The sequence below is a fragment of the Pseudomonas sp. H3(2019) genome, from assembly GCF_007713465.1.
Taxonomy (GTDB): domain Bacteria; phylum Pseudomonadota; class Gammaproteobacteria; order Pseudomonadales; family Pseudomonadaceae; genus Aquipseudomonas.
Genome location: NZ_VMSG01000009.1, coordinates 1 through 14,427 on the forward strand (window position 1 = coordinate 1; position 14,427 = coordinate 14,427).

A 14,427-nucleotide genomic window follows, 5' to 3' on the forward strand; every position below is an offset into this window, starting at 1 on the left:
TCCTGACATCCTGCTCCCAAAGCAGGCGCGCTACCGGACTGCGCTATACCCCGGTTTGAAATTGGCTCCGTGACCAGGACTCGAACCTGGGACCCAATGATTAACAGTCATTTGCTCTACCGACTGAGCTATCACGGAACTACATATTTCAATTACAACTGTGAAGCTTGCTTCACCTCTTCGACCCGTTCGCATCGCTGCGTTCGTGTGTCTGAGGCGCGCTATTCTACAATCTTAAACACCTCTGTCAACCCCCTAAATTGCTTTCAAGACAATGATTTGCAACTTATTTCAGATTTCGACTTGGGGAGAAGAAACCCTTGGGGCGACTTACTGCGGGGCGCACTTTACAAGCCTTTTCCTTACAGTTCAACACCCTAAGAAAAAAAAGGCCCCGCGATGCGGGGCCTCCTCCATTAGCGTGCAGTGAACGCTCAGTTGAAAACGATTTCGTCGTTCGCAACGGTGGCCGTCACAGTGGTACCTGGCAAGAAAGTGCCGGCCAGAATCAGCTGTGCCAGCGGGTTTTCGATCCAGCGCTGGATCGCTCGTTTGAGCGGCCGTGCGCCATAGACCGGGTCGTAACCCACCGCAATCAACTTATCCAGCGCCTCGCTGCTCAGCGTCAGTTTCAGCTCGCGTTCGGCCAGACGGCTGCGCAGGCGACCCAACTGGATCTCGGTAATGCCGGCAATCTGATCCCGTGCCAATGGCTCGAAGATCACCACCTCGTCGATCCGGTTGATGAACTCCGGCCGGAAGTGCGTCGACACTGCATCCATCACCGCAGCACGCTGCGCCTCACGATCACCGACCAGTTCCTGGATCTGCACCGAACCCAGGTTGGAGGTCATGACGATCACCGTATTGCGGAAATCCACGGTACGCCCGTGACTGTCGGTCAGACGGCCATCTTCCAGCACTTGCAGCAGCACGTTGAACACGTCCGGGTGAGCCTTCTCGACTTCGTCCAGGAGGATCACCGAATAGGGCTTGCGACGCACCGCCTCGGTCAGGTAACCGCCCTCCTCGTAGCCCACGTAGCCTGGTGGCGCACCGATCAGCCGCGCCACGGAATGTTTTTCCATGAACTCGGACATGTCGATCCGCACCATCGCCTCTTCGGTATCAAAGAGGAACTCGGCCAAGGCTTTGCACAATTCGGTTTTACCGACGCCGGTCGGGCCGAGGAACATGAACGAACCGCTTGGGCGATTCGGGTCGGACAACCCGGCACGCGAACGGCGCACGGCGTTGGCCACCGCCACCACGGCCTCGTTCTGACCGATCACGCGTTGATGCAACAGACTTTCCATCTTCAGCAGTTTGTCGCGCTCGCCTTCGAGCATTTTCGACACCGGAATACCGGTCCATTTCGACACGACTTCGGCGATCTCTTCTTCAGTCACCTTGCTGCGCAGCAACTGGTTTTCGCTCTTGCCGTGCTGGTCGACCATTTGCAGGCTGCGCTCCAGGTCCGGGATCACCCCGTACTGCAACTCGGCCATGCGGTTGAGGTCACCTTTGCGGCGGGCAGCTTCCAGTTCCTGACGGGACTGTTCGATTTTCTGCTGGATCTGCGCCGAGCCCTGCACTTCGGCTTTTTCCGAATTCCAGATTTCTTCGAGGTCCGAGTACTCACGCTCGTGACGAACGATTTCTTCCTGGAGCTTTTCAAGACGCTTCTTCGCCGCTTCGTCGCTTTCTTTCTTCAGCGCCTGGGATTCAACCTTGAGTTGAATCAAACGCCGCTCCAGACGATCCAGCACTTCCGGCTTGGAGTCGATTTCCATGCGAATGCGGCTGGCCGCTTCGTCGATCAGGTCAATCGCCTTGTCCGGCAACTGACGGTCAGTGATGTAGCGATGGCTCAGCTTGGCGGCCGCAATGATCGCGCCGTCGGTGATCGCCACCTTGTGGTGAACTTCGTAGCGCTCTTTCAGGCCACGCAGGATCGCGATGGTGTCTTCTTCGCTTGGCTCGTCCACCAACACTTTCTGGAAGCGCCGCTCAAGGGCTGCGTCCTTCTCGATATATTGGCGATACTCGTTGAGCGTGGTCGCGCCGACGCAATGCAGCTCGCCACGGGCCAGGGCCGGCTTGAGCATGTTGCCGGCGTCCATCGAACCTTCGGCTTTACCGGCGCCGACCATAGTGTGCAGTTCGTCGATGAACAGGATGATCTGGCCTTCCTGCTTCGACAGCTCGTTAAGCAGGGATTTCAGGCGCTCTTCGAACTCGCCACGGTACTTGGCTCCGGCAATCAACGCGCCCATATCCAGCGACAGCAGGCGCTTGCCTTTCAGGCCATCCGGCACTTCGCCGTTGATGATGCGCTGGGCCAGGCCTTCGGCGATGGCAGTTTTACCCACGCCAGGCTCGCCGATCAGCACCGGGTTGTTTTTGGTGCGGCGCTGCAGAACCTGGATGGTCCGGCGAATCTCGTCGTCACGGCCGATCACCGGGTCAAGCTTGCCTTCTTCGGCACGCTTGGTCAGGTCGATGGTGTATTTGTCCAGCGCCTGACGCGACTCCTCGGCGTTGGCGTCATTCACCGCTTCGCCGCCGCGCAGGTTGTTGATCGCGTTTTCCAGGGCTTTCTTGCTGACGCCCTGACCGAGCAGCAACTTGCCGAGCTTGCTGTTCTCGTCCATGGCGGCGAGCAGCACCAGCTCGCTGGAGATGAATTGGTCACCCTTCTGCTGGGCCAGACGATCGGCCTGGTTGAGCAGGCGCGCCAGATCCTGCGACATGTTCACGTCGCCGGTGGGATTCTGGATTTTTGGCAGATGGTCGAGCTCTTTGCTCAACTCTTTGCGCAGGCTGTTGATGTCAAAACCGACTTGCATCAGCAACGGCTTGATCGAGCCGCCCTGCTGCTCCAGCAGCGCTTGCATCAGGTGCGCAGACTCAATACCCGGATGATCGAGGCCAACAGCCAGGGATTGGGCATCGGATAAGGCTAACTGCAATTTACTGGTTAAACGGTCTATACGCATTGGTCACCTTCCTTTTGAGCAGGCCGGAGCGATGGACACACCTAAATAGAGAAACCTGCCAGATACCCCACTAGATGCGGTCGATTCTGGAAGATTCAAGCAGCGTTTGATTGACGCAGATCAGATAAGTCTAGCGTTCGAGCCAGACCAGGGAAGCAAACCGACCGGTGCGTGGACTGCGGCGGTAAGAGAAGAAGCGTGGATCGGTCACGGTACAGAAGCCGCCACCGTAAACAGCAGTAACACCACAGGCTGCCAGACGCAGGCGCGCCAGCGTATAGATGTCGGCCATGAACTTGCCGGCGTTTTGGCTCGGGACGAAGGCCGGATCGGTTTCCGCGAGCTGCCGGACAAAGACTTCGCGAACTTCCGGGCCGACTTCGAATGCTTTCGGACCAATGGCCGGGCCGAGCCAGACCAGCACCTCGGCAGGGTCTACGGCCAGGCTTTCGACAGTTGCCTCCAGCACACCCGCCGCCAGACCTCGCCAACCGGCGTGAGCGGCGGCGACGCGAGTACCGGCGCGATCACAGAACAAGGCTGGCAGGCAGTCCGCCGTCATTGCCGTACAGGCGATGCCCGGTGTGGCCGTCCAGCTGGCATCGGCCGTCGCCACTGCCGTCGGGTCGGCATAGGCCACGGTAACCCCGTGAACCTGTTGCAACCAGGCCGGCTGAATAGCGAAATAATCGGTGAGGCGACGGCGGTTCTCGGCAACCGCTTCGGGGTTGTCGTCGACGTGATCGCCCAGATTGAGGCTGTCGAACGGCGCCAGGCTGACGCCGCCCGCCCGGGTGGTGACGCAGGCTTTTACCCCGACAGGCGCGGGCCAGTCAGGAATCAGCCAGTCAATCATCCAATGAACGCCTCACGGTCTTGCTTGAGCAGCGACAGCAACCAGACGAAATCGTCCGGCAGTGGCGATTCCCAGCTCATGCGCTTACCGGTGGTCGGATGATCCAGTTCCAGGAAACGCGCATGCAGCGCCTGACGCGGGAAATGTTTCAGCGATTCAACCATGGTCACACTGGCTGCCGGCGGAATACGGAAGCGACCGCCGTAGGCAGGATCTCCGACCAACGGGAAGTTGATGTGGGCCATGTGCACGCGAATCTGGTGCGTACGACCGGTTTCCAGCTTGACCCGCACGTGAGTGTGGGAGCGGAAACGCTCGAGCACGCGGTAATGGCTGACCGCCTGCTTGCCACCTTCCATCACCGCCATGCGCTGGCGTTGCTGGCCGTGACGACCGATCGGCGCGTTGATCTTGCCGCCGGCAGTGACCACGCCGATCACGATGCATTCGTAGATCCGGCTGACACTGCGGCTCTGCAACTGAGTGACCAGCTGCGTCTGCGCCTGAATGGTCTTGGCCACCACCATCAGACCGGTGGTGTCCTTGTCCAGACGGTGCACGATACCGGCGCGCGGTACATTGATGATGTCCGGCACGTGGTGCAGCAAGGCGTTGAGCAAGGTGCCGTCGGCGTGACCGGCGGCAGGATGCACCACCAGGCCCGCAGGCTTGTTGATCACCAGGATGTCGTCATCTTCATAGACGATGTCCAGGGCGATGTCCTGAGCAACCCATTCTCCTTGAGCTTCCTGCTCGGCAGTCAGCTCAAGGATGGCGCCGCCGTGGACAATGTCTCGCGGGCGGATAACCGCTCCATCCACAGTCAGGCGGCCGTCTTTGATCCAGGCGGAAAGGCGCGAGCGCGAGTGCTCAGCGAATAATTGTGCGGCGACTTGATCGAGGCGTTGGCCGCCCAGTTCGGACGGCACCTCTGCGCGAAGTTCAATTTTATCGGACATGCTCAGACTAGGCGTCGGCTACAGCCTTTGGTTTCGGCTGCGCGCTTGTGGTTAAATACGGCGTCTTTTGCCCCGAGGCTTTTCAACGGGGCACTCATCATAACAGGACGGCCCCGCCCAAGACAGCGGCCGTCATAGGGACGCAAGCCGCCATGCAAGTGAAACACCTGCTGCTGATCGCCATCCTCGCATTGACCGCTGCTTGCTCATCGAAGGAAGTCGTCGACGAAAACCTGAGCGAGGTCGAGCTGTACCAGCAGGCTCAGCACGATCTGGATAACAATAGCTATACCAGCGCCACCGCCAAGTTGAAGGCTCTGGAATCGCGTTATCCGTTCGGCCGCTATGCTGATCAGGCTCAACTCGAACTGATTTATGCGAACTACAAGAACGCCGAGCCTGAGGCTGCCAAGTCTGCCGCCGAGCGTTTTATCCGCCTGCACCCGCAGCACCCGAACGTCGATTACGCGTACTACCTCAAGGGCCTGACCTCCTTTGACCAGGACGTCGGCCTGCTGGCGCGTTTCCTGCCGCTGGACATGACCAAGCGTGACCCGGGCGCCGCACGTGACTCCTACAACGAGTTCGCCCAGCTCACCAGCCGTTACCCGAACAGCCGCTACGCGCCAGACGCCAAGCAACGCATGATTTATCTGCGTAACCTGCTGGCGTCCTACGAAATTCACGTAGCCGACTACTACCTGACCCGTCAGGCGTACGTTGCAGCGGCCAACCGTGGTCGTTATGTCGTGGAAAACTTCCAGGAAACCCCTTCGGTCGGGGACGGCCTTGCGGTGATGGTCGAGTCCTACCAGCGCCTGCACCTGGACGAATTGGCCAACACCAGCCTCGAAACCCTGAAGCTCAACTACCCGAACCACCCGACCCTGGTCGACGGCCAGTTCGTACCGCGCGTTGCCGAAGCCGACAACCGTTCATGGATGAGCAAGGCCACTCTGGGTCTGATCGAATCCCGTCCACCGCTGCCGCCGGGCGAAACCCGCGCCAACCAGGACGTGATGAAGCAGTTCCAGGATGCCAAGGACGCGATCCCTGCCGAGCTCAAGCCCAAAGAAGGCGATGCGGTTGAAGAACAGCCGCACGAGGCCGAAGGCAACAGCAGCGACCGCTCGTGGTTCAGCCGCCTGACCTTCGGTGTGTTCGACTGACACCCGGATGCGCCAAAAAGGGAGACTTTCGAGTCTCCCTTTTTTATGGCCGCGTTTTATTGCGCTGTGCGCTTCTCCAGTCCTTGGCTAAACTGCCGGATTATTCATTGCAAAGCGGCTCATCATGCTTCGTTTACTGTTCTGGATTGCCCTGATTGCTGCAGCAGTATGGTTCTGGCGCAAGTACAAGCGCCCAGCCGAAACCTCCCATACGCCCAGCGAACTCGATGCACCGCCCATGGTTCGCTGCGCCCATTGCGGTGTACACCTGCCACGCGACCGCGCGCTGAGCCTTCAACAACAGTGGTATTGCAGCCAGGCTCACCTCGAGCAAGGCCCGGGTTCTCGTGATCGCTGAGATCTCGAGTCCCGGCGACAAACAGGCCCAGCGACTGCTGCGCCTCTATCATCTCTACCGTTTAAGCATCGGTCTCCTTCTGGTGCTGTTGATCTCCAGCAACATGGACAGCCAGTTGCTGGAGTTCACCAACGACGACCTGCTGCGCACTGGTAGTTGGTTGTACCTGATTCTGAATATCCTGCTGGTGGTGTTTGCGGGAAACCCCAGACAACCCGCACAGATCTTCGGCCTCACGCTGGTTGATCTCCTGCTGTTGTCAGTGCTGTTCTATGCCGCAGGTGGCGTCCCCAGCGCCATCGGCAATCTGCTGATCGTGTCAGTGGCGATCGGCAATACATTGCTGCGCCGGCGCATCGGCCTGCTGCTCGCGGCGGTCGCCGCCATCGGCATCATTTCCCTGACGTTCTCCCTGAGCGGCAGCCACCCGACTGGCGCCAATCACTATTTGCAAGCTGGTACTCTGGGCGCCCTGTGCTTTGCCGCAGCCTTGCTGGTACAAGGTTTGACCCGACAACTGGAGGTCAGCGAGAGTCTGGCCCAGCAGCGCGCCAGCGAAGTGGTCAGCCTGGAAGCGCTCAATGCGCTGATCCTGCAACGCATGCGCACCGGCATCCTGGTGCTCGACAGTGAGCGCCGGGTTCAGTTGGCCAATTACAGCGCCTTGAACCTGTTTGGCCAGACACACCTCGACGGCCAGCTCATCGACGATTATTCGACAGCCTTGGTCGAGCGCCTGCAACTCTGGTTCAACAACCCGACCTTGCGCCCACAAAGCCTGAAAGTCGCCCGTACCGGCCTGGAACTGCAACCGAGCTTCATCGCGCTGGGCTTGAACGAACAACGTCAGACCCTGGTATTTCTCGAAGACCTTGCCCAGGTCGCGCAACAAGCCCAGCAACTCAAGCTTGCAGCACTGGGCCGGCTGACCGCAGGCATTGCCCATGAAATCCGCAATCCATTGGGTGCCATCAGCCATGCGGCGCAGTTGCTGAACGAATCTGAGGAACTGATCGGCGCCGACCGCCGTCTGACGCAGATTATTCAAGACCACTCTCAACGCATGAACCGAGTGATAGAAAACGTCCTGCAGCTTTCACGGCGGCAGCAAGTCGTACCGCAACGGCTCGACTTGAAGCAGTGGCTGGAGCAGTTCGTGTACACGGTGCGCGAAGGTGCGACAGATCGTCAGCAGATTCATCTGAGCATGGGCGCAGGGCCTTTCACCACCTTGATGGACCCTGACCAACTGACTCAGGTGCTCGATAACCTGCTGCGCAATGCCTGGCGCCACAGCGGCCTTGCGCACGAACAGGCCGAAGTCTGGCTCACGCTATTTATCGACCCCGACAGTCAGCTTCCAACTCTGGATGTACTGGACAATGGCCCCGGCGTTTCAGCGGAGCAGCAAGCGCATTTGTTCGAACCGTTCTTCACCACCAGTAGCCAGGGTACTGGCCTGGGTCTCTATCTGTCCCGTGAGCTGTGCGAAAGCAACCAGGCCCGCCTAGACTTCAAACCACGCCATGGCGGCGGCTGCTTTCGCATCACCTTTGCTCACGGACGGAAACAAAGTTGAAGACAAGCCCACGGCAAAAAGTCCTGATCGTCGATGACGAACCGGATATTCGCGAACTTCTGGAAATCACCCTCGGCCGAATGAAACTCGACACGCTGAGCGCGCGCAATGCCGGCGAAGCCCGGTCGTTGCTGGCCAAAGAACGGTTCGACCTGTGCCTGACCGACATGCGGTTGCCCGACGGTACCGGCCTGGAGCTGGTGCAGCACATTCAGCTGACCCATCCATACGTGCCCGTAGCAATGATCACCGCTTATGGCAGCCTCGATACTGCCATCAACGCGCTGAAAGCCGGGGCCTTCGACTTCCTGACCAAACCGGTGGACCTCACCCGACTGCGGGAGCTGGTGGTCAGCGCCCTGCGTTTGCCGGTCGCGGGCGACGCTGCCAATGCCATCGATCGCCGGTTGCTCGGCGACTCAGTGCCCATGCGCAACCTGCGCAAGCAAATCGACAAACTGGCGCGCAGCCAGGCACCGGTGTACATCAGCGGCGAATCCGGCAGCGGCAAGGAACTGGTCGCCCGGCTGATTCATGAACAAGGCCCACGCAGCAGCCAGCCGTTTGTGCCGGTCAACTGCGGGGCGATTCCATCCGAATTGATGGAAAGCGAGTTTTTCGGTCATCGCAAAGGCAGTTTCAGCGGCGCCATCGAAGACAAACCCGGGCTGTTCCAGGCGGCCAACGGCGGCACACTGTTTCTCGATGAAGTGGCCGACTTGCCGCTGGCGATGCAGGTCAAACTGCTGCGCGCGATTCAGGAGAAGGCGGTACGCAGCATCGGCGGACAGCAGGAAGCCATCATCAATGTGCGAATACTCTGCGCCACCCATAGGGATCTGGATGCCGAAGTGGCCGCCGGGCGCTTTCGGCAGGATTTGTACTACCGGCTGAATGTGATCGAACTGCGCGTCCCACCGTTGCGCGAGCGCCGTGACGACATCGAGCTGTTGGCCAGTCATGTACTCAAGCGTCTCGCGGCAGGCAGCGGCTTGCCGGCCGCCCATCTCCATCCGCAAGCCCTCGATGCACTCAAGCACTACCGTTTTCCGGGCAACGTCCGCGAGCTGGAAAACATGCTCGAGCGCGCGTACACCCTTTGCGAAAACAAGCAGATCGAAGCCAGCGACCTGCGCCTGACTGAGGGTAATTGCAGCGCCGATACCGGATTGCCGGACCTGACGAAAATCGACAACCTTGAGCAATATCTGGAGAATGTCGAACGCAAACTGATTCTCCAGGCCCTCGAAGAAACCCGCTGGAACCGCACAGCAGCGGCCCAACGGCTGAACCTGTCGTTTCGGTCGATGCGTTACAGGTTGAAAAAACTGGGGCTGGAATAAGACCTTAAAAGATTCGCCCGGTCGGCGCATAAGGCGCCGGATCGATAACCGGCTCGCGCCCCAGCATTACATCCGCAAACAACTGACACGACGCCGGTGCCAGCACCAACCCGTTACGGTAATGCCCGCAATTGAGCCATAACCCGGCAAATCCGGGCACTGCGCCGATATACGGAATCCCTTCCGGCGAACCCGGCCGCAACCCTGCCCAATGCCCGACCACCTCGGCCTCGGCCAGCGCCGGAATCAGCTCGACCGCCGAGGCCTTGAGGCTTTCCAGCGCGGGCTCGGTCGGCGTCTTGTCGAACCCTTCGTGTTCCAGCGTACTGCCGATCAGGATGTGTCCGTCTCGGCGCGGAATGGCATAACGGCCCTTGGCCAGAACCATGCTCGACAGAAAGTCCGAGGCGCACTTGTAGAGAATCATCTGCCCCTTGACCGGCTCGACCGGCAGATCCAGGCCCAGGGTTTTCAGTAAATCACCGCTCCAGGCGCCGGCGGTCAGTACCACCTGATCGCCAGGGATCGGGCCTTTTGAACTCTCGACGCCCACTACCGCATCGCCTTCACGAATGAACGCGCGGACCTCGCACTGTTCATGAATAGTCACGTTGGGCAGTGCCAGCAAGGCCGCCTTGAGGGACTTCACCAGTCGCGGGTTACGCACGTTAGCGACATCAGCCATGTAGATTGCCCGCGAGAACCCCGGCCCCAATACCGGTACGGCATCGTGAGTGGCTGAAATATCCACAGAACTCAACGGACGATTTTCGCGTTTTGCCCAGGCCAGCGCCTCGGCCTCGTCATCCAGATCCAGCCAGTACAGGCCCGTGGTGTGCACCTCGGGATCGACTCCGGTGCTCGCAAACAGACGTTCAGCCAGCTGTGGATAAAAATCCTGCGACCAGTGAGCCAATGCGGTGACCGCCGGGCTATAGCGCCACGGGTACAGCGGCGAAACAATGCCGCCGCCAGCCCAGGAGGATTCCTGGCCCACGTTTGAGCGGTCCAGCAGAACCACGCTTTGCACGTGCGACGCCAGATTAAACGCGGTCAGCAGGCCGATCACCCCACCGCCGACAATCACCACTTGCTGTTGCTTGGCCATCATCTGATCCAACCATAAAAAACACGGAGGGCGCCAAACGCGCCCGAGGAAAGGTACTCAGCGACCCCAGCAATCCTTGGTGGTCAGCCCGGTCGTCGCATTGTTCATGCCTCTGACGCCGGTGTTGGTGAGGGTGAAATCCCCACACTTGTCACTGGCCATCGTTGACCCGGCCTTGCGCACGGCGGTGAGCAAGAAGGTCTGATCGGTCAGTGTCGGGGTAATGGTGTAGTAGTCGTTGCCAGCACTCAGCCCGGTAGCGTTGCTGTACACATTATTTTTCGAATAGAACCGTTCAAGATTTTGCGCCTGCTCGGACAGCAGCCCGGCAATTTCGGTGCGATGGCTTCGCTTCACGTACTCGGTAAGGAGTGGAGCGGAAATGGTCACCACAATCCCGATGATCGCGATCACGATCATGATTTCGATCAGGGTAAAACCTTGGTTGGATCTGCGCATTGCCTCAACTCTCACTTACTGTATTTGTCGCCACATGATTCGACGGCTACCGCCGCCGGATTTTTCAACCAGAGTGGTGATGCCGCCACTGGAATCGTTCACGATTTTGCGGGCTGCACTGTTGACGATCGCATTCAGCGTCGGAATACCACCGGTAAAGATCACCCCGCTGGAGATCGTGTCGTTCGTGTCGACCAGGCCATCGCCATTGGTGTCGAGCACCGCATAGTTGAGCATCTTACCGCTGAACGCATCGAGTTCGACCAGTTTGCCGTTGCCAAAGCTTGAACAGGGATCCGTGGTGTCAATGCTGGCCGTGGTAAATACAATTCGCCCGAGCACCAGCGCAGCCTGATTGATCACCCGCTCACCGGTCAGGGCATTGTTGTACACCAGCGGCAAGTACCAGCCGTTCTGCGCCGGATAGGTCACGGGGTTCTGTGAGGTAGTGATGAACTGCCCCCCGGCGGTCCCCGTGAAGACCCCGGTTACAGCCTGCGCCTGCAAGCTCGACACGGTGATCTGCCCCGAGCCGCCATCGGCATCCCACACCCCATAGAACGCTTGCAGGTCCTTGCTGAGCTTGTCAGCGGTCTCGTTGAATTTCCCGGTGCCGAAAAACACCTCTTTGCCGTTGATCGGATGGTCCGCCAGCAACGGTTGCGCAGTGATCGGCTGCGTCGCGCCGCCCGGTGCAGTGAATAGCGGCTTACCGGAAAAGGCTATGCCCCAGCTGGCGGGGTTCGAGCTGCTCAAGTCGAACTTCCACAACCGGCCTTTCAAATCACCGCCATAGGCCGCCTGCACAATGCTTTGTGAGTCGACCTTGAGCTTGACCGATGACAGGCCGTTGGTGGTTTCGGTGCTGTCGATAACGATTTTCCTGATCAGCGAACCATCGCGAATATCCACCACGTACAACGCGGCAACGCCCGAGTTGCTGCCGTAGCCGTTGGATATGAAGGCCGCCCAGCGACCATCGGCCAAGCGTGCCACTTCCGGCCGCGCATAGGCATAACCCAGATCATTGAAAACGTTCGCGGTGTTGGCGGTGGCCGGTGCACTGATTTCCCACAAGGCATTGGTCACGTTCCCCGCCGTCCCGTCGAAAAGCTGCACGGCGTAAAAGGTCTTGCCGCCCGCCCCCACGCCACCCAGGGCCAGGGTTTTCCAGGCGCTGTTGAGCTGAGCATCGAATACACCGACCTGACCATCGTTGAGAAACTTGTGGCTGGTGCCATTGATGTAGGCGGTGTCGGCGATGAAATGCAGCGACGACAGCACGCTGGAAGGCATATAGCCGTAGCGCCGCGCACCACTGCCGGCGTTGATGACATTCACGAAGCCGTCGTTGGCATTCACCACCAGGCTGGTGTTCATGTTCGCGGCTTTGCTGGTCAGGAACGTGCTGTAACTGGTGCTGCCGGCCAGGTCTGAAGCGGTTTTGTCGGTGGGTGATGCCAGCGTCAATGGCGAGTTGATGATGTCCCCAAGCAGCACGGTACGAGTCTTCAAGCCGGTTTTATTGGTGCCCTTGCTCCACTCCACCAGATCACTGCCGCTGATGCCGCTCGGCAGGTTCTGGCTGAGACTGGTTTGCTGGGTGCTGGAGAAGTTGCCATAGGCCAGAGTGACCGCCGCGTTGGTCGTGGTGTTCCAGGACTGATAGGTCGGCGCCGTCGCGCCGGGAACGATGGCCGTGTCGGTGGTCCACAGCACTGAGGCGGTGTTCACGGCGCCACTGGAGGTAAAGCCAAAGGATTTGATGGTGCCGCGCCAGTCCTTGGGGTCGTAGCTGGTCTGGAAATAACTGGAGCCACTGGCCACCGTATTGCTGCTGGTGACGCCGCTGCCACCCGAGCCGGCCTTGGCGGTAATGTCGCTCAACGCGGCCGACAGTGCGGTGTTGAGGCTGGCGCTGTCGGTTGCCTGATAATACTTGCCCTGCCCGTAGTTGGCCGCATCCGACAACATCTGGTTGGCAGCAGTAAAGCCCACGGTGTAGGTGTTCATGTTTTGCTTGGGAAAGTCCGTCGATGACCAGCTTTTTCCTGCCGCGTCAGTGCCGGTGGAGCGCATGTCTATATCGAAGGCGAACTTGGCAATGTCATCCAGGTACAGGGTATCGCCTTCGGCATCACCGTTGAGGTTGTTGCCGTCATTGTTGATCCCGTCCCAGTTGGGCAGCTTGCTACCGCCCAAGGGGTCGTTGCTCGGGAACGTTCGGTCGTAGGTTGGCAAGCCATCGGTGATGACCACTCCGTAGTTCTTCTGGCAGCGATACTGGATCGGGCTGGTATAGGTTTTCGGCGTCGAGTTGTAGTAGGGCGTCATACCGCGAAAATAGCGGGTGATCTCATAGTAGGTTTCCGCCAGCGGAGTGTTGGTCACCGCGCTTAAGCCATTGATGGCAGAAATCAGTGCGTTGTAGTTCGCATCGGCCTGGGCCTGGGTCACGCTGCCGCTGACCGGCGCCAGATCACTGATGGAGCGGGCGATATATCCACCATTCCCGGAGTCGTTGTTGACCGGGGGATTGAAGGTCGCAAGACCAATACGCAGTGAACGGTTACTGGTAACCAACGTGGTGGAAACGTTGCGCGCCACGTTGATGCGGTAGTCGTTGGGTATCGAGCCATCGGTAAAGTCACGGTTCTTACCGTTGGCCAGGCTTACCACGTAGGAAATGTAGTCGTCGTAATAACGGGTATTGCCGTTACCCACCGGATCGGGAAGCTTGAGACACAATGGCGTCGTGCTGTTGTTGTAGAACGCGTAGTAACCGTTGGAACAACCCGACGTCGGCAGGCTGGACAGAAAAATCGGATCACCTACGATGTCTGACCCGCTAAAACACGACCCGGAAAACGCATTGCATTGCTTGGCCGGGGTCCGCGACACCGTCGGGTCAAAACCGGGAGCGTAGATGATGCTGTTCATGCTCCCCGAATCATCGAGCAACAACATCACGTTTGGCGCAACTGCCGACGCGCCGAGCAGTGGTGAGTCCGATGGCGTGAAGGCATACGCCGGAGCGGCCAGATAAAGACCCAGCAGCCAGCCGCAGGCTAACTGCGTCAACCAATGGCCCGGCTCCCAACGACGAGCCTCAGTATTTCGCATAAATGCTCTCCACCACACTGCGCGAGGTACCCGCCAACCCGACGGCGGTGACCCGATAGAGCGTCGCCGAGGTGTTGCTCGGAATATTCACCGCGCCCTGTGTGGTGCCGATGTTCTGTACACCATAAAAACCGCTGCCGGCAACGATCCAGGTCACCCCAGAGGTAGAATTGAACCCGGCAGCCGCGATCACCGAAGACTCGGCCGGCGGGGCACACTGAGTGGTGTTGGCACACATCGCCAGGGTGTATGTACTCAGTTGTACGGCGCTTTCACCGATACGCAGTGCCGCTTCCGCCCCCTGGAAGGATTGATTGCGCAGCGTCACGCTGCCGGCCATTTTTTCCTGGAGCGTGGCGTTCTGCATCGACGAGATACCGATGAGCGTCAACAACAGCAGAAACACCAGGCTCATCAGCAGTGCCATGCCGCGCTGGGCGTGTGTCTTGAGGGGAGAAAGAATCATCGGCATCG

Annotated in this window: 11 protein-coding genes and 1 tRNA gene; 4 read left to right on the forward strand and 8 right to left on the reverse strand. The window is 59.3% G+C overall.

The features are described from left to right. Window positions 1–62 precede the first annotated feature (62 nt). From FPT12_RS10965 to rluD, 4 genes are all read right to left on the reverse strand, one after another. Window positions 63–138 (reverse strand) — tRNA-Asn (locus FPT12_RS10965). A 296-nt stretch (window positions 139–434) separates the two neighbouring features. Further along, window positions 435–2,999: an ATP-dependent chaperone ClpB gene (gene clpB, locus FPT12_RS10970; RefSeq protein WP_145016284.1), complete on the reverse strand. Its 2,565-nt coding sequence runs from the start codon at window positions 2,997–2,999 to the stop codon at window positions 435–437. A gap of 130 nt (window positions 3,000–3,129) precedes the next feature. Continuing rightward, window positions 3,130–3,855: a peptidoglycan editing factor PgeF gene (pgeF, locus tag FPT12_RS10975; RefSeq protein ID WP_145016285.1), complete on the reverse strand. Its 726-nt coding sequence runs from the start codon at window positions 3,853–3,855 to the stop codon at window positions 3,130–3,132. Then, entirely contained in the window at window positions 3,852–4,814 is a 963-nt protein-coding gene (gene rluD, locus FPT12_RS10980) for a 23S rRNA pseudouridine(1911/1915/1917) synthase RluD (RefSeq protein ID WP_019691637.1), read from the reverse strand. Before rluD ends, pgeF begins: the two co-directional genes overlap by 4 nt. A gap of 152 nt (window positions 4,815–4,966) precedes the next feature. Between rluD and FPT12_RS10985 the strand changes: the two genes are divergently transcribed. The 4 genes from FPT12_RS10985 (at window position 4,967) to FPT12_RS11000 (ending at window position 9,263) form a co-directional block, all read left to right on the forward strand. Further along, window positions 4,967–5,983 (forward strand): outer membrane protein assembly factor BamD, encoded by a 1,017-nt coding sequence (locus FPT12_RS10985; protein ID WP_123583149.1) that lies wholly within the window; start codon window positions 4,967–4,969, stop codon window positions 5,981–5,983. A gap of 124 nt (window positions 5,984–6,107) precedes the next feature. After that, window positions 6,108–6,341 carry a PP0621 family protein gene (locus FPT12_RS10990; protein WP_145016286.1) on the forward strand — a complete coding sequence of 78 codons (234 nt, stop codon included), beginning with the start codon at window positions 6,108–6,110 and terminating at the stop codon, window positions 6,339–6,341. Beyond that, complete coding sequence (locus tag FPT12_RS10995; protein WP_145016287.1) at window positions 6,331–7,920, forward strand: PAS domain-containing sensor histidine kinase; 1,590 nt, start codon at window positions 6,331–6,333, stop codon at window positions 7,918–7,920. The genes FPT12_RS10990 and FPT12_RS10995 overlap by 11 nt, the downstream gene beginning before the upstream one ends. Continuing rightward, window positions 7,917–9,263: a sigma-54 dependent transcriptional regulator gene (locus FPT12_RS11000; RefSeq protein WP_145016288.1), complete on the forward strand. Its 1,347-nt coding sequence runs from the start codon at window positions 7,917–7,919 to the stop codon at window positions 9,261–9,263. Before FPT12_RS10995 ends, FPT12_RS11000 begins: the two co-directional genes overlap by 4 nt. Window positions 9,264–9,267: 4 nt before the next feature. On the opposite strand, the gene thiO is transcribed toward FPT12_RS11000, so the two are convergent. From thiO to FPT12_RS11020, 4 genes are read right to left on the reverse strand one after another with little or no spacing between them, the layout of a single operon-like run. Further along, window positions 9,268–10,371: a glycine oxidase ThiO gene (gene thiO / locus FPT12_RS11005; protein ID WP_145016289.1), complete on the reverse strand. Its 1,104-nt coding sequence runs from the start codon at window positions 10,369–10,371 to the stop codon at window positions 9,268–9,270. Window positions 10,372–10,428: 57 nt separating this feature from the next. Next, the gene (locus FPT12_RS11010; RefSeq protein ID WP_145016290.1) at window positions 10,429–10,830 is read right to left on the reverse strand and encodes a type IV pilin protein; all 402 of its coding nucleotides are present in this window, start codon (window positions 10,828–10,830) and stop codon (window positions 10,429–10,431) included. Between the two features lie 15 nt (window positions 10,831–10,845). Further along, a complete protein-coding gene (locus FPT12_RS11015) occupies window positions 10,846–13,953 on the reverse strand; it encodes a pilus assembly protein (protein WP_145016291.1) in 3,108 nt (1,035 codons plus the stop codon). Beyond that, window positions 13,940–14,425: a PilX N-terminal domain-containing pilus assembly protein gene (locus FPT12_RS11020; RefSeq protein WP_371922540.1), complete on the reverse strand. Its 486-nt coding sequence runs from the start codon at window positions 14,423–14,425 to the stop codon at window positions 13,940–13,942. The genes FPT12_RS11015 and FPT12_RS11020 overlap by 14 nt, the downstream gene beginning before the upstream one ends. Between the last annotated feature and the right edge of the window lie 2 nt (window positions 14,426–14,427).

Excerpts from the sequence above, each read along its gene's own strand:
- FPT12_RS11020 (WP_371922540.1), bottom strand. The coding sequence starts at position 14,425 with ATGCCGATGATTCTTTCTCCCCTCAAGACACACGCCCAGCGCGGCATG.
- rluD (WP_019691637.1), bottom strand. The coding sequence starts at position 4,814 with ATGTCCGATAAAATTGAACTTCGCGCAGAGGTGCCGTCCGAACTGGGC.
- thiO (WP_145016289.1), bottom strand. The coding sequence starts at position 10,371 with ATGGCCAAGCAACAGCAAGTGGTGATTGTCGGCGGTGGGGTGATCGGC.
- FPT12_RS11010 (WP_145016290.1), bottom strand. The coding sequence starts at position 10,830 with ATGCGCAGATCCAACCAAGGTTTTACCCTGATCGAAATCATGATCGTG.
- pgeF (WP_145016285.1), bottom strand. The coding sequence starts at position 3,855 with ATGATTGACTGGCTGATTCCTGACTGGCCCGCGCCTGTCGGGGTAAAA.
- FPT12_RS10985 (WP_123583149.1), top strand. The coding sequence starts at position 4,967 with ATGCAAGTGAAACACCTGCTGCTGATCGCCATCCTCGCATTGACCGCT.
- FPT12_RS11015 (WP_145016291.1), bottom strand. The coding sequence starts at position 13,953 with ATGCGAAATACTGAGGCTCGTCGTTGGGAGCCGGGCCATTGGTTGACG.
- clpB (WP_145016284.1), bottom strand. The coding sequence starts at position 2,999 with ATGCGTATAGACCGTTTAACCAGTAAATTGCAGTTAGCCTTATCCGAT.
- FPT12_RS10990 (WP_145016286.1), top strand. The coding sequence starts at position 6,108 with ATGCTTCGTTTACTGTTCTGGATTGCCCTGATTGCTGCAGCAGTATGG.